Origin of the sequence: Buttiauxella massiliensis, from assembly GCF_902500225.1 — a bacterium.
Classification (GTDB): domain Bacteria; phylum Pseudomonadota; class Gammaproteobacteria; order Enterobacterales; family Enterobacteriaceae; genus Buttiauxella; species Buttiauxella massiliensis.
The window spans coordinates 39,529-60,225 of sequence record NZ_LR722664.1 but is presented as its reverse complement, the minus strand read 5'-3'; the positions used below and the strand labels follow the sequence as shown (position 1 = coordinate 60,225).

At 50.7% G+C, this 20,697-nt stretch carries 20 protein-coding genes; 15 read left to right on the top strand and 5 right to left on the bottom strand.

The features are described 5' to 3' along the window. Genes gspD through GC128_RS19755 form a run of 13 tightly spaced genes read left to right on the top strand, consistent with a single transcriptional unit; the run spans position 1 to position 12,727 of the window. The gene (gene gspD, locus GC128_RS19815; RefSeq protein ID WP_151995739.1) at positions 1-1,962 is read left to right on the top strand and encodes a type II secretion system secretin GspD; all 1,962 of its coding nucleotides are present in this window, start codon (positions 1-3) and stop codon (positions 1,960-1,962) included. Beyond that, positions 1,955-3,433: a type II secretion system ATPase GspE gene (gene gspE, locus GC128_RS19810; RefSeq protein WP_151995738.1), complete on the top strand. Its 1,479-nt coding sequence runs from the start codon at positions 1,955-1,957 to the stop codon at positions 3,431-3,433. The genes gspD and gspE overlap by 8 nt, the downstream gene beginning before the upstream one ends. A gap of 2 nt (positions 3,434-3,435) precedes the next feature. Then, complete coding sequence (gene gspF, locus GC128_RS19805; protein WP_151995737.1) at positions 3,436-4,656, top strand: type II secretion system inner membrane protein GspF; 1,221 nt, start codon at positions 3,436-3,438, stop codon at positions 4,654-4,656. Positions 4,657-4,668: 12 nt separating this feature from the next. After that, positions 4,669-5,103, top strand: coding sequence for a type II secretion system major pseudopilin GspG (gspG, locus tag GC128_RS19800; RefSeq protein ID WP_151995736.1), 435 nt, complete (start codon positions 4,669-4,671; stop codon positions 5,101-5,103). Beyond that, positions 5,103-5,618: a type II secretion system minor pseudopilin GspH gene (gspH, locus tag GC128_RS19795; RefSeq protein WP_151995735.1), complete on the top strand. Its 516-nt coding sequence runs from the start codon at positions 5,103-5,105 to the stop codon at positions 5,616-5,618. The genes gspG and gspH overlap by 1 nt, the downstream gene beginning before the upstream one ends. Next, entirely contained in the window at positions 5,615-5,977 is a 363-nt protein-coding gene (gene gspI / locus GC128_RS19790; RefSeq protein WP_226812196.1) for a type II secretion system minor pseudopilin GspI, read from the top strand. Before gspH ends, gspI begins: the two co-directional genes overlap by 4 nt. Continuing rightward, complete coding sequence (gene gspJ / locus GC128_RS19785; RefSeq protein ID WP_151995734.1) at positions 5,974-6,561, top strand: type II secretion system minor pseudopilin GspJ; 588 nt, start codon at positions 5,974-5,976, stop codon at positions 6,559-6,561. The genes gspI and gspJ overlap by 4 nt, the downstream gene beginning before the upstream one ends. Further along, complete coding sequence (gene gspK / locus GC128_RS19780; protein WP_151995733.1) at positions 6,558-7,535, top strand: type II secretion system minor pseudopilin GspK; 978 nt, start codon at positions 6,558-6,560, stop codon at positions 7,533-7,535. Before gspJ ends, gspK begins: the two co-directional genes overlap by 4 nt. Beyond that, on the top strand, positions 7,532-8,980 hold the full coding sequence (gene gspL, locus GC128_RS19775) for a type II secretion system protein GspL (protein WP_193216287.1): 1,449 nt from the start codon (positions 7,532-7,534) through the stop codon (positions 8,978-8,980). The genes gspK and gspL overlap by 4 nt, the downstream gene beginning before the upstream one ends. Further along, complete coding sequence (locus GC128_RS19770) at positions 8,977-9,717, top strand: type II secretion system protein N (protein ID WP_151995731.1); 741 nt, start codon at positions 8,977-8,979, stop codon at positions 9,715-9,717. The genes gspL and GC128_RS19770 overlap by 4 nt, the downstream gene beginning before the upstream one ends. 24 nt (positions 9,718-9,741) lie before the next feature. Continuing rightward, positions 9,742-11,319, top strand: coding sequence for an ExeA family protein (locus GC128_RS19765; protein ID WP_151995730.1), 1,578 nt, complete (start codon positions 9,742-9,744; stop codon positions 11,317-11,319). Then, positions 11,316-11,891, top strand: coding sequence for a general secretion pathway protein GspB (locus tag GC128_RS19760; RefSeq protein WP_151995729.1), 576 nt, complete (start codon positions 11,316-11,318; stop codon positions 11,889-11,891). The genes GC128_RS19765 and GC128_RS19760 overlap by 4 nt, the downstream gene beginning before the upstream one ends. 5 nt (positions 11,892-11,896) lie before the next feature. Further along, the gene (locus tag GC128_RS19755) at positions 11,897-12,727 is read left to right on the top strand and encodes a prepilin peptidase (protein WP_151995728.1); all 831 of its coding nucleotides are present in this window, start codon (positions 11,897-11,899) and stop codon (positions 12,725-12,727) included. Between the two features lie 24 nt (positions 12,728-12,751). Here GC128_RS19755 and GC128_RS19750 read toward each other — a convergent pair whose 3' ends face one another. The 5 genes from GC128_RS19750 to GC128_RS19730 form a co-directional block, all read right to left on the bottom strand. Beyond that, positions 12,752-13,717, bottom strand: a complete 966-nt coding sequence (locus GC128_RS19750; protein ID WP_151995727.1) for a transporter substrate-binding domain-containing protein — start codon at positions 13,715-13,717, stop codon at positions 12,752-12,754. Positions 13,718-13,919: 202 nt separating this feature from the next. Beyond that, positions 13,920-15,122, bottom strand: coding sequence for a cytochrome c (locus GC128_RS19745; protein ID WP_151995726.1), 1,203 nt, complete (start codon positions 15,120-15,122; stop codon positions 13,920-13,922). A 6-nt stretch (positions 15,123-15,128) separates the two neighbouring features. Beyond that, a complete protein-coding gene (locus GC128_RS19740) occupies positions 15,129-17,021 on the bottom strand; it encodes an NAD(P)/FAD-dependent oxidoreductase (protein ID WP_151995725.1) in 1,893 nt (630 codons plus the stop codon). 12 nt (positions 17,022-17,033) lie between these two features. Next, positions 17,034-17,510, bottom strand: a complete 477-nt coding sequence (locus GC128_RS19735; protein WP_064511810.1) for an ester cyclase — start codon at positions 17,508-17,510, stop codon at positions 17,034-17,036. A 15-nt stretch (positions 17,511-17,525) separates the two neighbouring features. Next, complete coding sequence (locus GC128_RS19730; RefSeq protein WP_151995724.1) at positions 17,526-18,956, bottom strand: gamma-aminobutyraldehyde dehydrogenase; 1,431 nt, start codon at positions 18,954-18,956, stop codon at positions 17,526-17,528. Between the two features lie 279 nt (positions 18,957-19,235). Here GC128_RS19730 and GC128_RS19725 point away from each other — a divergent pair, with 279 nt between their 5' ends. Together GC128_RS19725 and GC128_RS19720 are read left to right on the top strand one after the other, a co-directional pair. Continuing rightward, positions 19,236-19,961 (top strand): FadR/GntR family transcriptional regulator, encoded by a 726-nt coding sequence (locus tag GC128_RS19725; protein WP_151995723.1) that lies wholly within the window; start codon positions 19,236-19,238, stop codon positions 19,959-19,961. A 24-nt stretch (positions 19,962-19,985) separates the two neighbouring features. Continuing rightward, positions 19,986-20,681 (top strand): cache domain-containing protein, encoded by a 696-nt coding sequence (locus tag GC128_RS19720; protein ID WP_151995722.1) that lies wholly within the window; start codon positions 19,986-19,988, stop codon positions 20,679-20,681. Positions 20,682-20,697: the final 16 nt, after the last annotated feature.

Sequence of the window (20,697 nt, the reverse complement as noted above, 5' to 3'; positions counted from 1 at the left end):
ATGTCATTACAAATAACAAGAATTGCCCAGAGCCTCACTCTGCTGATGGCTCTCTTGCCTGCTGCCTGGGGAGCCAATTACAGCGCCAGTTTCAAAAGTACCGATATTCAGGAATTTATTAATATCGTCAGTAAAAACCTGCATAAAACCATCATTATCGATCCCGCCGTGCGCGGTGTGGTCAACGTTCGTAGCTATGACTCACTCAATGATGAGCAGTACTACCAGTTCTTCCTGAGCGTGCTGGATGTGTACGGTTTCGCCGTAGTGCCAGGAGCCAGTGGCGTGCTGAAGGTGGTGAAAGCCGCCAATGCCAAAACCGCAGCTATCCCGCTGGCCGATGATTATCATGCGGGAACCGGAGACGAAGTGGTGACGCGCGTTATTCCGGTTTCAAACGTCGATGTGAAAGAGCTCGCCCCACTTTTGCGCCAGCTTAACGATAACGCTGGGGCCGGAAATGTGGTGCATTACGAATCCGCCAATGTGCTGCTGGTGACGGGTCGTGCGGCGGTTGTGAATCGTCTGGCAGAAATTGTGCGCCGCGTAGATTCAGCCGGTAATCAGCAATCGGACATCATTAAATTAAAGTACGCCTCTGCACGTGAGATGGGTTTAATCCTTAATGGCTTAAACAAAAACGACCGTAAAGGCAGCGGTCTGGCACCGAATGTGGTGGCTGATGAGCGTACCAATAGCGTAGTGATTTCCGGCAGTGCACAGGGCCGCCAGCACTTAATCACTATCGCCCGTCAGCTTGACCGTGAAGAGCAAAACCAGGGGAACACTCGCGTTTTTTATCTTAAATACGCCCAGGCGAAAAACCTGGTTGCGGTCCTGAGCGGTGCAAATTCATCGCCATCCCAACCAACCAAAGGTGAAACTGCGCCTGCCAGCACGGCTGCCGGTGCCAGCAGCACTACATTTAGCGGCAAAGAGGTCAGCATTGTTGCCGATGAACAAACCAACTCACTGGTTATTACCACGCAGCCTGATGCCATGCAGGCGCTGGAACAAATCATCAATCGTCTCGATATCCGCCGCGCCCAGGTGTTGATTGAGGCAGTCATTGTAGAAATGCAGGATGGTGACGCGCTCAATTTCGGCGTGCAGTGGTTTAACGAAAATGGTGGCGCAACCCAATTTACCAGCACCGGGCTGCCGATAAGCGCAGTGGTCGCCGCCGAAAACCGGAAAAACGGCTCGTCTGGCAGTGCTGCCTTACTCAGTAGTTTTAACGGTATCGCCGCCGGTTTTTATAACGGTAATTGGGGCGGACTGGTTACAGCACTTGCCAACAACTCACGCAGCAATATTCTCGCCACCCCGAGCATCGTTACGCTTGATAACAAAGAAGCAGCCATAAACGTTGGCCAGGAAGTCCCGGTTATTACCGGCAGCCAGGCCAGTACAACCGGCAGCGTGTACAACACCGTCGAGCGCAAAACGGTGGGCACTAAGCTCAAGGTTATCCCGCAGATTAATGACGGTGAAAGCGTGTTGCTTAATATTGAGCAGGAAGTTTCAAGCGTGGCCTCCGCCAGTTCCGTTGACTCATCTTCAGCCGGGAGCGATCTGGGTGCCACGTTTAACACCCGCACCATCAACAATGCGGTAATGGTCAGAAGCGGCGAAACCGTGGTGCTCGGCGGCTTGCTGAACAACCAAACAACCGAGAGCGTCAGCAAAGTACCGATCCTCGGTGATATTCCGCTGCTCGGTTATCTGTTCCGCTACAACAGCACCAGCACCAGTAAACAAAACCTGATGGTGTTCATTCATCCGGTCATCCTGCGCGATGGTGCCAGTTATAACGGCGTCTCCAATGAAAAATATCGCCAGTTCCGTGATGAACAAAAATCCGATCGTCTCAATCGTGATCCTCTCGCCCTCCCCACCCCTGACCTGACTCTGCCTGCAACACCGGGTGCCCGGCCGCGCGGAGGCTTCTTCAATGAGTGAGGAGCGAAAATGGGTAAAGCTCCCCTTTAGCTTTGCCCGCGATCATGGCGTGCTGGTGCAGTGGCAAAATGAGACGCCAGTACTGGTACATCATGGTGAACTCAGGCCACAAACCCTGCTGGAAATACGTCGAGTCATGCGCCAGTCATTTTCGGTTAACGCCGTCGCCACAGCGCAGTTTGAGCAACTCTTGATCAAAGAGTATCAACGCGATGGCAGTGAAGCGCGCCAGTTAATGGAGGATTTGGGTAACGACGTGAGTTTTAGCGACCTCGCCGGGCAGTTGCCTGGTACGCAGGACCTACTCGATATGGAGGATGACGCGCCGATAATTCGCCTGATTAACGCCATGCTGGGCGAAGCGATAAAACTTGGTGCCTCCGATATTCATATTGAAACCTACGAGTCCCGGCTTGCGATTCGCTTTCGTATTGATGGCGTTTTACGTGAAGTTATCCAGCCACAGCGCCAACTGGCGGCGGTATTTATCTCGCGTATCAAAATCATGGCACGTCTCGATATTGCCGAGAAACGTGTTCCGCAGGATGGACGTATTAGCCTGCGCATCGGTGGGCGGGCCGTCGATGTCCGTGTCTCAACGCTGCCTTCCAGCCACGGGGAAAGGGTCGTGTTGCGCCTGCTGGATAAAAACACCGTCCATCTGGCGCTCTCTCACTTGGGAATGTCAGCGGGTTTACAGCAGACCATGTCCACACTGGTACGTAAGCCGTATGGCATTATTCTGATCACTGGCCCAACGGGTTCGGGTAAGTCCACCACTCTTTATGCCGCGCTATCTGAAATTAATAACCACGAGCGCAATATTTTGACGGTGGAAGACCCCATCGAATACGACCTCGATGGCATCGGCCAGACACAGGTCAATAACAAAGTCGATATGACTTTTGCCAGGGGGTTGCGCGCAATTCTACGTCAGGACCCGGATGTGGTAATGATCGGCGAAATCCGCGATACCGAAACCGCGAAGATTGCCGTTCAGGCCTCTTTGACCGGGCATTTAGTCTTCTCGACGCTGCATACCAACAGTGCTATTGGTGCCATTGCCCGCCTGCGAGATATGGGCGTGGAGCCGTTTTTGCTCGCCTCTTCACTTACGGCGGTGCTTGCACAACGCCTGGTGCGCACACTCTGCCTGCACTGCAAAACCCCGCAATTGTTGGATGAACAGCAACGCCTGCGTTACGGCCTTGGCAGCGATGTTACCCACCTATGGCAACCGGTCGGCGGTGAATGCTGCAACCACACCGGCTATCGCGGACGCACCGCGCTGCACGAATTGGTCGTTATCGATGAAGCTGTCCGCAAAGCGCTTAACCACGATGCTACGGAGGATGAGCTAGAAGCGCTTATTCGCAACTGTACACCGGCCTTGCGCGATGACGGCCTGGAAAAGGTACGGCAAGGCGTGACGTCGCTCGAAGAAGTGCTCCGCGTGAGCAGGGAAGAATAATCATGGCTGATTTCCGCTGGCAGGCACTGGACAGTAAAGGCAAGTCAAAACAAGGTTCGCTCGAGGCGGATTCCATCCGTCACGCTCGTCAACAACTGCGCGAAAGGCAATTACTGCCTGTCTCAATTAGCGAAGTGGGCACATCAACAAGCGCCTCCCGTCATTTTTCATTCCGCCGCGCGCCGGGAATGCGCAAAAGTGAATTAACCCTGTTTACCCGGCAGCTTGCCACGCTTCTGGGATCGGCGATACCACTGGAGGAAGCCCTGAATGTGGTCTCGCACCAGACGGAAAAAGCCCGCATCCAGAGTGTGATTAACGGCGTGCGTAGTCGCGTCCTTGAAGGGCAAACGCTGGCAAAAAGCATGGCTGCGAGCCCTGCCGCCTTCGATGACCTTTACTGCGCCATGGTGGCGGCCGGTGAAAAGTCTTCCCACCTCGATGATGTATTAATGCGGCTGGCAAATTACACCGAGCAGCGCCAGCAGATGCAAAACAAGCTGCGCCAGGCGATGGTTTACCCCTGTGTTCTTACCGTGGTGGCTGTAGGAGTCATCGCCATCTTACTGGTGACGGTCGTCCCTAATGTGGTGGAGCAGTTTGTCCACATGAAACAGGAACTACCGCTCAGTACCCGCCTGCTGATGGGATGCAGCGAAATGCTGCAACGTTTTGGCGTGCTTTTTCTGGTTGCCATAACCGGTGCGGCACTTTACTGGCGTCGCTGGTTAAAAACCCCGGCAAATCGCCTGCGTTTCCACAATTTAGTGCTGCGTTTGCCAATAGCAGGCAGGCTTAGCCGGGCCACCAATACCGCCCGTTTTGCCAGCACACTCAGCATTCTCAATGCCAGCACCGTACCGCTCCTGGATGCCATGCAGATCAGTGGTGAAGTGCTGCAAAACGCTGAAGCCCGTCTACGTATCAATCTTGCCCAACAACGAGTACGCGAAGGCAGCACCTTGCGCGGAGCCTTAGAACAGACGCGCCTGTTCCCACCGATGATGCTGCATATGATTGCCTCCGGCGAACGAAGCGGCACCCTGGATAGCATGTTGTCTCGTGCAGCTGACAACCAGGATAACGCGTTACAGCAAGAGATGACCCTCGCACTGAGCCTGTTCGAGCCACTGCTGGTGGTCAGTATGGCAAGCGTGGTGCTGTTTATCGTGCTGGCAATTCTCGAACCCATTTTGCAACTAAATAACATGATCAGTCATTGAAAAGGAGTCGTTATGCATAAGTCTCAGCAGCAAGGTTTTACCTTGCTGGAAATTATGGTGGTGATCGTCATCCTCGGGATTCTTGCCAGCATTGTGGTGCCAAATCTGATGGGTAATAAAAATCAGGCCGACCGACAAAAAGCGGTCACCGATATTGTGGCACTCGAAAATGCGCTGGATATGTACACCCTTGATAATGGGCGCTACCCCACCACCGAACAGGGTTTAGATGCGCTACTCAACAAACCGGAAGCCGCACCCGTGCCGAAAAACTACAAACAGAATGGCTATATAAAACGCCTTCCGGAAGATCCATGGCAAAACGCTTATCAACTGGTCAGCCCCGGCGAGCATGGCTCGGTTGATATCATTTCCGCAGGCCCTGATGGGCAAGCGGGCAACGATGACGACATTGGCAACTGGGATATGAGCGGAGCCAAAAGCTAATGAGCAGCGCTACGAGCAACCGGGGATTTACGCTCATCGAAATGATGCTGGTCGTGGCAATCATCGCTACGGCATCAAGTCTGGTTGTGATGGCGCTACCGGCAAACTCCCCCCAAAAACAGGGGCGCGAAATGCTGGCCCGGCTTGCCGATGCCATTCCAGTGCAACGCATGGAAGCGATGGCGCAGGGTTCACTATTTGGCCTGAGCATCAAGGCGCACGGCTATCAATTTATGGTGCAGGATCTCAGCAGCTCTCACGGCTGGCGGGTGATATCAGCCATGGAGCAACTTGATGGCGAAACCATCACATTACAGCTGACGCAACAGGATCTGCTGCTTGACGAATCACCAACAGATGAACGGGAAGATAAGCCGCAGTTGCTGCTGTTTCCCGGTGGTGAAGTCACTCCATTTGAGCTGCGCGCCTTCGCGCAAAAAAAGGCCATTGCGATATTAATCGTCAGCGAAGCCGGTGAAGTGCAGCTGGTTGATGCTACGGACACCACACCATGAAGCAACGCGGAATGACATTACTGGAAGTGATGGTGGCAATGGTCATTTTTGCCGGCGCCAGCCTTGCATTAATGAACAGCCTTAGTATCCAAATGATGGCACTGCAATCTATGGAAGAAAGCTTGTTTGGCAGTTGGGTCGCGGAAAATCAGATGGTCGATCTGCGCCTGGCTGGCGGTTGGCCAGCGCTGGTAAAGGTTTCCGGAAAAGAGCAGTTCGCTGGGCGTAACTGGTACTGGCAACGCCTGGGAGAGACAACAAGAGATCCATTGTTACGCGCCGTTGAAATCCAGGTGCGAAGCACGCCGAACGACGATCCGCGCATTCAACTGCGTAGCTATTTTTTCCGTCAGCCATGAACAGCAATCAGCGGGGTTTTACGCTACTGGAAGTGCTGGTCGCATTGGTGATTTTCGCCCTGCTAACCCTCACGGCTCAGGCGGTATTCCAGGGTGTATTACGTAACAACGCCGTGACCCAGGCGAAAATCTCACGCCTGACCGAGCTCAGTTTTGCCATGCAGCAACTGGAAAATGACTTTATCCAGAGCTTCCCACGCACCGTGCGTGAGGCGGGCGCTCCGGGGAATACGGTGTTTAGCGCAGCCGATGGCGTGATATTTACCCGCAGCGGTTGGTTTAATCCCGATGCCCGCCTGCGCCGTAGCGAGCTGCAAAAGCTAGGCTGGCGTTTACGGGATTCACAGCTTGAACGAGTGACATGGCGTTACCCGGATAACCTACCGGGCACCGAGCCTAACCAAACTGTGGTGCTGAAGTCGGTGCGGCAATTCCGCCTGCGTTATTACCGCGACGGTCACTGGTTAACACAATGGACGGCGGCGCGCGAACTGCCACAAGCGGTGGAGGTCACGCTGGAGTTACCCGATTACGGTCTCATTACGCGGCGCTTTCTGCTGGCCGCAAGTGAGAATGCCCAATGAAATATCAAAGAGGTATGGCTTTGCTTGTCGTCTTACTTTTGCTTTCTGTTATGGCTCTTCTGGCTTCGCAAATGACGGCCCGTTACCGGCAGATGTGGCAGCGCAGCCATACGCTACTGAGCCAATTACAGATGCATGAGTATCTTCTGGGTGGTGAAGCGTTCGTCGCCCGAGTGCTGTATCAGGACATGATGGATAGCCCACAAAAAACCTCCCGCGCGCAGTATTGGGCCACACAGCAAGAGGTCTGGCCGATTAACGAGGTTGCACTGCGTGCTGAGATCCGTGATGAGCAAGCCTGCTTTAATCTCAACAGCCTGCAAAACCATGATGAGAATAACCTGGACAATCTGGCCCAGTATCGCGAACAGGTATTTGTCTCGCTCTTACAGGGGCTTGAGGTAGACAACCTGCGCGCCCGGAAGCTCGCGGCGACCGTCGAAGATTGGTTGGATGCGAATAGTGACCCACAACTATTAGGGGCAGAAGACCATGACTATATGGCGCTTAATCCACCCTATTTGCCCGCTAACCAACCGATGAGACACCTGAGCGAATTACGTGCCGTCAAAGGTATAAGTGGAGAGTTATATCGGACACTCAAGCCACTGGTTTGCGCTCTTCCCGAGCGGTCTCTTGCGGTGAATATCAACACGCTTGAGGAAGCACAGGCGCCGCTGTTGTCAGCACTGTTTTTGAACATCCTGTCCGTTCAGTCAACCCGTGAGCTGATTAAACGCCGCCCGTCGGAAGGCTGGAAAAGTGTCGATGAGTTTTTAGCCCTTATTCCTGGCGGCGATGAGCGGATTGCCGGGCCCGAAATTTCTCGATCTCTTACGGTGAACAGTGACTATTTTGTTTCGTCACTCACCATCGAAAACCAACAACAACACAGTCGAATGATCAGCCATTTTTATCGCGCCAGCGACCGCAAGGTTATTGTTCGCAGCCGTGAGACGGGAGTATGGCCATGAGTGAAACTTTATTAATCCGTCTCGCAAGCCATGCGCATCAACCTATGTTCTGGTGGCTATTCTCCGCAGACGATCAGCTGTTGTTTTCCGGCGAGGTGCCCGATGCAGCAACGCTCGCAAGCTTGCAGGAATACGCCAGTGGCAACCAGGTGATTGCGCTGGTGCCAGCCTGCGATTTGGTGCTGCGCTCCGTCAATTTGCCAGGGAGGCTGACGCATAAAACCCGCAACGCGCTACCTTTTCTACTCGAAGATGAAGTGGTTGAAGACCCGGCCCGATTGCATGTGGCGGTGCTTGCCCACGAATCACCATCAGTTCATCTGGCCGCGGTAGAACACACCTTAATGCAGGAGTGGCTGCGTTGGCTGGATGAGGCAGGTTTGCAAGCCAGCCGGATGCTGCCTGATGTTTTAGCGCTGCCGCAAACTGTAGGTGGGTATCGCTGGTCACTTGATAAACAGCATCTGATTCGAGAATCGCGCTGGCGAGGTATGGTGCTTGAAGATGAATTGATAGCCTGTTTACCCGCAACGCAAGTCTCCGGGTGGCAAACCACAACACAAACCTTGCCGCTGCGCGCGGTCCATCTTCCGCCCGTCACCTTGCTGCAAGGCATATATCGCCCACAGAGGAATATATCCGGCAGCTTTGGTGTGTGGCGCACGCCAGTGTATTTGCTGGTCGCAATCCTGGTTATGGTACTTGCTGCCCGTGAGTTGGAGAGTCTCAGCCTGAGCCACCAGCAATCTGCGCTTCAGGAGCAGATGACCGCTGTCTACCGCCACGCCTTCCCGGGTAGCAAACCGGTGAGTGACCCGTGGTTAGCATTTAAAAAGAAGATGGAGGAGCGAAACAGCCAATTCCTGCCTTTAGCCCGAACACTTGATAGCGTGCTTCCCTCTACTGTTCGCGTGCAAACATTGCAATTTGATGCTGCGCAAAAGGAGCTGCAAGCGCAACTCTCAGGCACATCGGCCATCGCATTACAGGCTATCGAACAGCGAATTCCCGCCGGATTCTCACTGCGCATCGCTGAAGAAAACACCAGATCGGGAACGGTTACGGTTTATCTCAACCGGAAACCAAAACGCCATAAAGAGAATCACCCGGCAATGTCGCGTCTTGAGCAAATGAAGGCACAACTGGCCCAGATGCAAAGTGAGATCGGGCAAAAAATGGCGATTTCGCTGCCAGTCACCAATATGGACGATGTAATGACCCGCACTAGCACCGTTGCACATCTGCCTGCCCCGCCAGTGACGCAGAAAGACAACCAACTGGAGATCAAATACGCCACGCCACTGCCTTTTACCTCGCTGGCAAACTGGCTACAAACTCTTGAACTTCAATATGGCATCGTCCCGCAGCAGGTTGAACTGACCGATAAAGGCCAGGGAAATGTGCAAGTGAACCGTTTAGTGCTATCCGGGCGTAGCCACTCATGAAAAGACGATATCTGCTACTGCCGTTGGTACTGGGTTACCTGCTGGGGCTGATGTTGATGATACCCGCCCGCCTGGTCATCGCGTGGTTGCCTTTGTCCTCGGGAGTCTCATTACAGGGTGCCAGCGGCACGCTCTGGCAAGGTCAGGTGCAGTCCTTAGTGCTGGGCAAGCAACAAGTTGGCCCACTTAGCTGGAACTGGCGTAGCGCGGCATTGTTCGAGGGAAAGATCGCGGCAGATATTGAACTGGCAGATCCTCGCATGATTAACGGGCGGGGGATTGTTGGCTGGAACGGCGAATGGAGCATTCAGGAGGCGACGCTGCGTTTCCCGGCGGCGGTTTTGGGCAATGCCATGGGACTTTCAGCCGAACTCAGTGGCGACATAAACGCTCATCTGACACAGCTTCGTTTTACTCCTCACAACTGTATTGAGGCGGTGGCCGATGTGCGCTGGAGTAATGGGAACCTGGTGGATATTGCCACGACTGTGAATACCGGTGATACCCGGATGCGCATCAAGTGCATGAACCAGCAATGGCTTGCCGACATCACGCAATCATCCGAACAACTCCACAGCAAAGGGCAGCTCTTGTTACAGGGAGCACAACAGTATCGTTTGCAAGGTGAGGTCACGCCCGGCCCTGCTTTCCCTCCTGCGTTATTGATGCTACTGGCGCAAAGTGCCGGTCATGAATCACAAGGCCGTTATACATTCGAAACATCAGGGCGTTGGTAAGCGCCTGTAAGAGGAACATGAACCATGTACCAGGATTTTTTCGCGCTGAATGCGGCACCCTTTACGCTCTCACCCGACCCTGATTATCTCTACCTTAGCCCAGCGCATCGAGAAGCCCTAAACCTGCTGCATCGCACCATTTCCTCAGGCGGTTTTATGACCCTGGTAGGTTCACCCGGCACCGGTAAAACCACCCTGACTCGCCATATTTGCCTGCATGCTGGAGTCGAAACCGAAACGGCATATTTGATTGCCCCGTTAAATTCCCCCACAGCCCTAATGACGCAAATTTGCCGAGCGTTTCATTTGCCCGATGAAACCGATCTGGAGACCTTTTTACGTCATAACCACAGGGGGCGGAAACAGGCGGTATTACTGATTGATGAAGCGCAGCATCTCACCGAGGCCCTGCTTGAAACACTTTGCGCCCTGACCAATATTGAAACTGACGACAGAAAATTGCTGTCGATTGTGCTTATCGGCCAACCAGAACTCGAAGATAAACTTAATGGCCCTCGGCTGGTTCAGGTAAAGCAACGGGTGACAGCACGCTATTTCCTCACACCGCTGTCGGTCGAAGATGTGGACGCGGCAGTGCGGTTTCGCCTGCAAAGAGCGGGCTGCTTACACCCTATCTTTTCGCGCGGTGCGATCAGTGTCATTACGCGCATCAGTAAAGGTATTCCACGCATTATCAATCGGCTTTGCGAGCAAATGTTAGTGGATGCATCGCTGGAAAGGCGTTGGCGCATAACCTCATCACATGCCGCGCAAGCTGCTCACAAGGTCACGGGGCGGGTCGATATTGGCGGAATGCCCGGAGCCATGACCCTCATTGCGGCCTGCATGCTTGTGTTTGTTGTCGGCGGGTTTAGCTGGAAACAGTGGGGATGGCTGCCACAACCGGAAGTACGCACCGTAAAAGTTCCGGTGAGTATTGCTCCCGACCCTAAAACTCAGGCATCGTTTGCGGCGGCTGTAAATAACGCCCGCAATCAGAGTGATGCCTTTTCGTTACTGAACGCAACATGGGGTTATGAGAGTGCGGATGACATATCGCCATGTGAGACAATATCCCCCGCTGGGCTGCGCTGCTTTCGCACTTTTGGCGATTTAAGTGAGTTAGTCTCCCTGAATTATCCCGCTGTCGTGCATCTCAAAGATAAGACTTTTGGCCACTGGTTTGCGGTGCTCAGCCACGTCAACGATGGCAAGGCATCGCTTCTTTTTGCCAACCAGGAATGGGAAGTTTCCCTCGACTGGCTTAATCAGCGCTTTCAAAACGATGCCACGTTAGTCTGGCAAATGCCTGCCAGCGGCGCGACTTATGTGACCAATCATAGTCCGACAGAAGATATTCAATGGGTGGCTCAACGACTCACGACAGCATTGAAAACGCCGGTGAGTGAAAAGAGTGCAAAAATTCAGGCGGGAATCCTCGCATATCAAAAATTGCAGCACCTGCCTGCTGATGGTATTGCAGGAGAGCAAACACTACTGCGCCTGAGCAATCAGCCCGGACAGGAGATTCCCACTCTTGATGGCACGATTCCTGCCCGCGACCAGGCAATCAACAACACGACAGAGCAGGAGAAACCATGAACCTGTCACTTACTCTCAAACCACACTCAAGATTGTCAGCCAAAGGGTTTCTGATTTTAACCTGGTGTTCAGGCTTAACCTTTGCGGCACTCTCCGGTGTTGCTGCCTGCTACGGCTGGTACAGCCTGCATAATCCGCCGACTGTCAAAAGAGTTGAAGTACCACACCAGGTAACTCAACCCTGGCGCATTATCAGCAACACGCTGACGTTTAACACACAGCCTTTGCCTGCTGAACCAGAAGTAGAATCGGAAGCCGTTCCAGAGGAAGAGTCACCAGAGGTCGAAGAACCAGGCAGCGTCGTGTCAGATGAAAAAATGGCGAATGGAGATGCCTATCCAGGTCTCGAGCAGTTATCAGAAGACGCACGGCGGCGAATGCCTTCCATCAAATACAACGCCCACGTCTATTCCAGTGAAACGGGCAAAAGCGTTATCAATCTTAATGGCAATGATTACCACGAGGGAGCCGCAGTCGGTGCGGGAGTAAAGCTTATGAAAATTGAACCTGATGACAGTATTTTCTCGTTTGAAGGGCAAACGTTCCGCGTAACGGCACTGTCGGACTGGTGATGGTGATGATGTTAGTTGAGTTGGCTTCTTTCTACCCCATCACCTGGGGCGCAATGCTGGGTGTTCTGGGGTTACTGATCGGTAGTTTTTTAAATGTTGTCGCCTGGCGTTTACCCAAAATGCTCGCCGACCAATGGCAGGATGAGGCTTTGCTTACGCTGAATATCCCAGTCCCTTCCCGGCCTACCTATAATTTGTGCTGGCCACTCTCAACCTGCTGCTCTTGCCAGCATCCGATATTACGCCGTGATTTGCTACCGGTCGTGAGTTGGTGCCTGTTACGTGGGAAAAGCCGCTGCTGCCAGCAGCGTATTTCCGTGCGCTACCCGCTGGTCGAATTAACCTGCGCTGCGTTATTTATCTGTGCAGGAGTGTTATGGCCACCTGGAATACAGCTCGCGGCGAGTTTGTTTTTTATATCCGTGTTATTAACGCTTGCTGTTATAGATGCGCGGACGATGTTATTACCCGATGCCCTTACCCTACCCTTAACCTGGTGCGGTTTGCTGGTGAATTTTAACGGTTGTTTTGTCACCCTACAGGATGCAGTGGCCGGTGCTATCTGCGGTTATCTGGCGTTTGCGTTGCTGTCAGTCATTTTCACAAAACTGACCGGGAGAGCCGCACTTGGCGGTGGCGATGCTAAATTATTGGCGGCTATAGGTGCTTGGTTAGGCTGGGAAGTTTTGCCACAATTAGTCATGATTGCGGCTATGGGTGGCTTATTGGCGGCGGTTATTATGCATTTATTTAAACGCCAAAAGCTAAACCAGCCAGTAGCCTTTGGCCCCTGGCTTATTCTTTCTGCTGGTTATTTTTTGTACCTTACAGCTTAAGATTTTGGGCAGGGAACCTTACTGCTACTCAGGCGACAATGTACGGTATGCCGCGCCTGGCGCACTTGCTTTCACATAGTGCTGTAATACTTTACTCATTGGCATATGCAAATTTTGCTGCAATGGCGGGACGGGCGACATAAACCATTTGTTATATAATTCGATATACCTTCCACTGTTGATTATTTCGCCTAATGAATTATTAACCAGATCGGTTAATTCAACGGAATCTTTTGCCATCATTAATCCATAAGCATCCGTAGCGCCGAAATCGACATAACTGATGGCATAACTTTCGAGGTCCCCGGCTTTAAATGCAGCGAGTAAAACCTCGTCGTTAGCTAACATTTTGACGGTTTCAGACTTAAGGAGTTCTAAAGCCGATGCAAAATCTGGCGTCGTTACCATCAGAAGCGAATAATCCAGTTTAAGGTTCAATTTGTTAACACGCTCAATGGCGGAACCACCGGAAACAGCCGCTATTGTTTTACCACGTAGTTGACTTGCTTGCTGTACAGATTCACTTTTCTTAGAAAGTAATACAGTCGTAGTAATAAAATAGGGATTAGAGAAATTATAAGTTTTAAGTCGTGCATCTGTACGGGTAATTGCCGAACATGTCATATCAACAGTATGCCCCTTTACTTTTTGTAAAGTTACGTTCTGTTTTTCCCCAACCCAATTAATCTCAATATGAGGGATGTTTAACTCTTTCTCTAACTGTTCAACAACATCCTGGCATATATCAATTGCCATGCCAACTGGCTTGGCATTAGCAACATATGAGAAAGGAAAATCATTATACGAATAGCTTAATGTTATTTTATGATTTTTCTTTATATTCACCAGGCTATCATTAGCATGAGTATAACATGCTGGAAATGCGCACATAATAAAGAACAGAGGTAAATACTTTTTCATTTGAAATGCCAATATAGAACCTATATACCCAATACCTTGAACTTTGCCATCATTGATGATGAGCCACACAACCTTATGCGCGCTGAAGATGACACACAAGCCAGCAAGATTAAAGAATTATCCATAAATAAAACTTTGGGTGATGTAGATGTCAATATCTTCCCTACCATTAGTTAGGGTGAGGAAGGTTATTCGTTAACAGTTGGTTGCCATGGTGATCTGTTTGCCAGAGTGGATAAGCAATGACACCATCCACTCTGGCAATAAATAATTATTTCTGCGCTTCTTTAACTTTCACAACATCATCCTTACTGATAGGCGCTGTACCACTTCCCCAACTCCCTCTCACATAATTAACCACATTAGCCATTTCATCAGCTGACATTGAATCTTTATATGCTGGCATTCTAAAGGAAATATTACCCTTGGTTTGCGGTGTTTGCGCACCTTGATAAATAACCGAGATCAATGACGCTGGATCTTTCGCCGTGACTATTGAGTTATTCACTAAAGAAGGCACGGTAAAATCTTTACCTTTACCGTCATCACCATGGCAGGTCGAACAATACATTGAATAGAGTGTTTTCCCATCCGTCGGTGAATAATTTATTGAACCATCTTTTGCAACAGGCGTTGGATTTTTATGGTTGAAATTCAGCAAATAAAAGGAAATAGCATCTAAATCACCATCGGTAAGATATTGCGTACTTTGCGTAACGACTTCACTCATTGGCCCCGAAATTGCTCCATGCTGGCTTCTTCCCACCCGCAGAAGATCTTTTAATTCCTCCGATGACATCGAGATATTTCGTAGTGATGGCGCATACCAGCCATCAATCGTTGCACCACTAAGATAAATATCGCTGGTCCCATTATAGGCTTTTTCCTGCATTGAGGCGCCTCTTGGGGTATGACAGGCACCGCAATGGCCTGGACCTTCAACCAAATATGCACCTCGGGCCAGTAATTCTTTATCCTGCTCCGTAGTTTTTGGCGCTGTATTATCAGGATGAGCATCCTCAACATATAACCAATTCCAGATATGCAGTGGCCATCTGGCGGAAAACAGCCATGGAATATCATTCTCTTTATTTTTCACGTCTGCAGCGGGAACTTCTTTCATGAAATAGTCGTAGAGATCGTGAATGTCTTTATCGGACATTCTGGCATACGACGGATAAGGCATTGCGGGATAGAGTGGATGACCATCTTTCGCAATCCCCTGCCTTACTGCCTTCTCAAAATCTTCATACGAATACTGACCAATGCCGGAGGTTTTGTCTGGCGTAATGTTGGTGGCGTAAATATTCCCAAGCGGCGTGGAAAATGCTTTCCCTCCCGCCATCGGTTGGCCACCTTCGGCGGTATGGCAAGCCACACAGTCCGAGACCTTTGCCATGTATTCACCCGCAGAGATAGCCGCTGCATGGCCGGTATATAAAATGCATCCGATAGCTAATAAAGTCTGTTTCATGTCAGCTCATCCCATCGCCTTGAGTTCATTGACCGCACGCCACGCCTGGTCAATCGCGGTATGCGCATAGGCGTCCCAGTCTGAATCAGAATTAGCAATCGCGATTCGCCCGATAGGCTTACGCGCCCGCTTAATAATTTCCGGTATCTTATCCATATCATCGAACAACGCGCTGGCGTAATAAGCGTAGCCATGAGCCCACCGGTTCACGGTTATAGCGGTGATATCCCGTTCATGGTCAAACCCGGTTTGCCCCAACATTTCCTGAAGCTGTTCGCGGATCATCTTTTCATGAGCATCAAAAGTGGTGCCAAGCAAATAAGCTCGCCCCTGGCGGAACTGTTCGCGGGCACTCATTTTGCTGCCCGGGTATGTGGGTACATAAACCATGTGCAGGCACATAGGTTCATCCGGATTTTGCGGGTGGTGATAACTTCCCATGCTCACCGGGTAGTCGAGCTTCACGCGGCTGTAAGGGGCCGCAGGAGAATAGAATTCGTGGATACCGAGTTTGGTAAAAGCATGCCAGTTCTTGACCACCACATTGGTGTATACCAGCGGCGCTTTGACGTTCAGGCGCAAGTCAGCCTTTTGCTCTTCCGGGGTTTCAGGCACCAGATACGGGATCATCATGTTGTAGCCCGCCATGATGGCCTTACGCCCTTTGACGCGATGCGCTTTGCCGTCATTAACGTAGGTCACGACTACGCCATCATCGGTATTGGCCGCATTAATCACAATGCTGCTCAGGCGAATGCGGGTGCTGTTCTCTTTGTTGTCGAGTTTTTGATAATTCAGCCTGGAGGTGATGGAGTCTTCCATCGTGTTGCCAGGTAGCGCTTCGGGCACCAGGTGCCTGACTATCAAACGAGCCAGGCCCGCATTACCATCCGGTAAATGATAGACATAAGGCTCTTCCAAATCGGCAAGGGATTCTTCATCGAGAGGAGGCAGGCCCATCTTGTCCATTCCCGGCAATGCGCAAGTGCGCGCATCACCACAACTCACGCCTTCAATGCCGATAGCAAAGAAGTCATTGGTGCGCTGTTGGAAATACAAGATGGCCATTTTGCTCAGACCCACTTTCTCCACCAGGAAATCGCGGTAGCTGTGGGTGTCCATCCATTCGGTTTTCTCGTCTACCGACATCCCTTTCAGGTAATCCTGCGGATTGACGTACAAATCCAGAATGGATTTGCGGTCGTTCTCACTTAATGGGAAATCATTGATAAATGCCTCAAGGCTGCGGCCATTGAGTCTGTCTGGCGGGATATCATCGGCGACTGCGCGCCCAGGATCGCCGCCAACAATTTTGGTTTCACCGAAGTTCTTTTTGTCGAAGAAAACCCCACGGCTCAGATTTAAGTCCGGGTAAAAATTGACCTCAAAGCTCTGCTTCATGCGCGCTACGCTAACGCCAACCTTAGACATCAGGCCATTTACCACCGGGCTAAAGTTACGCGTTGGCGACTGAAAGGCTTCGCTGCCGCCGTAGCCAATAATTTTTTTGCCACCGGCGTTAAACTCATTGCGCTTCGCGTGGCCGCCAAAATCATCATGGTTATCAAGCACCAGCACCTTGCTCTCTTCACCCATCAGGTCTTGCCAAAAACTGGCTGCCGCAAGACCACTTAACCCGCCGCCGACAATAACCAGATCGTACTCTTCTTCAATCGGAAGATGGTCTGTGCTGAATTTTTCATGGTCACGGCCAATTGCGTGCGCCATCTCGAATGAACCGGGATGGTTACCGCGCAACCCGGCAAGTTGGGGCGGATAGTAATCCTCCCCGATAACCGCGCGGGCATTACCGGCAGCTTTGGCAAGGTCCAGAGGTGTTAACCCTGCAGCAATAGTGATGGCAACTCCGTTGAGAAAATCACGTCTGGTTATCGACATAAAAGACCTTACTTATTTAGCCTGTGGTTTTAATTCTTCATCCAGTTTCCTGGAGTCGTAGTAATCGCCTTGCCATGTAATCTTGCCGTTATTGACGGTGATATAGCTGACGCCTTCAAATTTAATCGGGTTATTGGTAGCCGGGCTGCCAGCCCACTCACCGCTATTTTTACCGCTAAACTCCCAGCGGAAGGCGATGGTGTCGTGGTCATAGACTGGCTTGCTGGTCATTTTCCATGTCAGGTCCGGTACGGCTTTAATAAAAGCACCGATAACGTCTTTTTCCGCGTTTGCCTTCCCGTTAACCGGCGTGCCATTTGCTGCATCGTAATAAACCACGTCTGAGGCTAAATATTGTGCAGCTTTTGCTGAATCATGGGCGTTCCATGCGGACATATAATCTTTAACCACCGTCAACGGGGAAACATCCGCCAGCGCCAGATTTGAGAATAGAGCGAAAGAGAGTACGGCAACTTTTATTGCTTTCATTTCATCACCTTAATATTAAGAGTCAGAGGTATCGCACATGATGTGTTTTACACGGGTGTACTCATCCAGCGAGTAGGATGACAAGTCCTTCCCGTAACCGGATTTCTTGAAGCCGCCGTGGGGCATTTCAGCGCACAGTGGTATATGGTTGTTAATCCACACCGTGCCAAAATCGAGACGCATACTGAAGCGTTGGGCGCGGCCGTGATTACTGGTCCAGACACTGGATGCCAGGCCATATTCCACGTCATTCGCCTTATCCAGCGCCTCTTCTTCTGAGGAGAATTTCTGCACGGTCATCACCGGGCCAAAGACTTCGTGCTGAATCGCCTCGTCGTGTTGTTCAAGCCCGGAAATAATCGTCGGTTCAAAATAAAAACCAGGGCCCGCACCAGGCTTACCACCGGTTTCGATTTTGGCGTGCGCCGGTAGTCGGCTAATAAAGCCTTTAACCTGATCTAACTGATTGCGGCTGTTAAGTGCGCCGTACAACGCATCTTTATCTTCCGGCACGCCGAATTTGATTTCGCGGGTTTTGCTTACCAGCTTTTCGAGAAATGATTCATAAATGGAATCTTCAATCAGAATGCGCGTCGCCGAGGTGCAATCCTGGCCTGCGTTGAAGAAGCCCGCGGTGGTGATAATGTCTACCGCTTTATTAATGTCGGCATCGGCAAAAACGATAACCGGTGCTTTGCCGCCAAGTTCGAGGTGAGCTTTGGTGAGGTTTGCAGCAGCAGATGCCGCTACCTGTAAACCCGCACGCACCGAGCCGGTAATTGAAACCAACGACGCTTCTGTGCTCGATACCACCAGGGAGCCGGTTTCGGCCTTGCCAAGCAGCACGTTAAACGCGCCCTGTGGGAAAATTGGCGCGGCAAGTTCCGCCAGAATTAAGGTGCTGATGGGCGTGGTATCGCTAGGTTTAAGCACCACGGTGTTCCCCGCGGCCAATGCCGGGGCAATTTTCCACACCGCCATCATAAACGGGTAGTTCCACGGCGTGACCTGGCCGACAATCCCTAACGGCTCGCGGCGAATAGTTGAAGTTAAACCGGGGGTATATTCATATGAGGCTTTGCCTTCAAGACATCGCGCCGCACCGGCAAAGAAACGCAGTGCATCGCAGGATGCTGCGATCTCTTCCTTTTCGATAAAGTGACGTAACTGCCCTGTTTCCTGACTTTGCGCTTGCGCCAGTCGGTCCACATTGTGTTCAATCGCGTCGGCCAGTTTTAACAGTGCCAGCTGTCTTTGGGACGGGGTGGAATGTTTCCAGACGGCAAACGCGCTTTTCGCTGCGCTATAGGCCTGATCTACCTCGCTACGACCTGCACCTGGCGACAGCGCGTAGGTCTCTCCGTTGACCGGGCTTACCAGTTCAAAGAGATTATCCTCCGAACCTGCTACATATTGCCCATTGATAAAATGCTTCAGGATGTTCATTACGCTCTCCGCTCGTTAAAACATAAACTATATTATGTAATATGTTTTATACGGGAAGACTTCAATAACATTTTACTAACAATATGATATACATCCCATTTCGAAGTGATATTTTAATGTGCAATTGCGCAGCGTTCATCGAGCGCGATGGAAAGGTTCAAAACGAGCGACACATGTTGCATGTGGACCAGCATCAACACTTAAGCATTCCTTCATTAACAAGGGGTTGTATGCTATGTTCAGTGAACTATTTAAAGGATTATCTCACCAGGTAAAATTATGATTACTCATGCGGTGATATTCGCGCCAATAGGCCAGGCCAGCCGTTCCGATCAGATAGTTCAGCGTCTTTCAAATGCCATTATTACCGGGTTGCTTGAAGCAAATGAGCAATTACCGAATGAAGCCGACCTCGCAAAAATGATGGGGGTTTCGCACATCACCATCCGCGAAGCGTTAAATACGCTGCGTGCTAACAACTTAATTCACACTGTTCGTGGGCGTAATGGCGGCAGTTTTGTTTGCGAGCAAGTTTGGGAATTCAGTAATACCCTTAATCCATTTAAGACCCTAAGTACCGATTATTTGTCGGATTTAGGTGAAATGCATTGCGCTATTATTAGCCACAGTACACGTCTGGCATCGCGTCGTATGACGAACGCAGATATCACTCGCCTACGTGAATTTGTTGAAGTACTCAATTTAGCGACATCACCTGAAGCACGCACTCAGGCTGATATGCGTTGTTTGTTAGCCATAGCCGCCTGTTCTCAGTCAGCGCGTCTCGCTAACCAGGAGCTAATTTTGCAGTCCGAATGGTCGTCGCTGGTGGCTATTTTGTTCCGTTCAGAAAATATACACGGTGAGATTGTTGAGCTATACACCACGTTAATTAATACTCTGTCTTCACACAATGAGTCCGAGTCAGTTAACATCGCCAAAAAGCTAATCGATACGTTTACTTTCTATCTGATAGAAAATAAATTGAAATACAGTGCAACCTGACAAACTATAAGAATAGGCATAAATATGCTATTAACAACATCACTCCATGCCCTTACCGAAAAAATTGATAGCATCATTAACTCCACCATTGAATCCACCGGTTTGCTTGCCCGCAACATTGAAACGTCACTGGCAGAAATTGAGGATGTTAATCTGGAGCATTTGCTTGAGCCTTCCGTCAGAAAAACCATTCAGGATCATATTAAAGCCACTTTAAACAGTAATGTTTACTGCTCCGGTGCGGGCTTTGCCAGCCATATCGAAGGCTCAGGAAGTAATAAAGAATTTTGGCTGCTCGAGTGGTGGTATAAGAAAGCTGATGGTGTAAAACAGGTGAATCTTGATTTAGACCAGGCCACGCAACAGCGTCTGGATTTCAGAACCTTTGAGTGGTTTAAGCAAGCTCCAACTGTCGGTAACGCATTTATTCATGGCCCCTACGTCGACTATATCTGTAATACGTCTTACACCATCACTAGCGCTGTACCGGTTTATTTTAATCAGCAATTTTTAGGAGTGGCTGCAATAGATTTATTGGTCAGCCGCGTTGAGGATGAGTTATTACCTTACGCCGCCGATAATAAAGTCATTCTGACCAACAAAGATAGCAGGATTGTTTTTTCAACGCATCCTCGTTTCCGGGTGGGCGATTTGCTGGATATCAGTGTGGCGAAGATTGTCTTTGAGAATGATTACTTTAATTTGTATCAGGCTAAATAAATTTAGGGAGGATTAG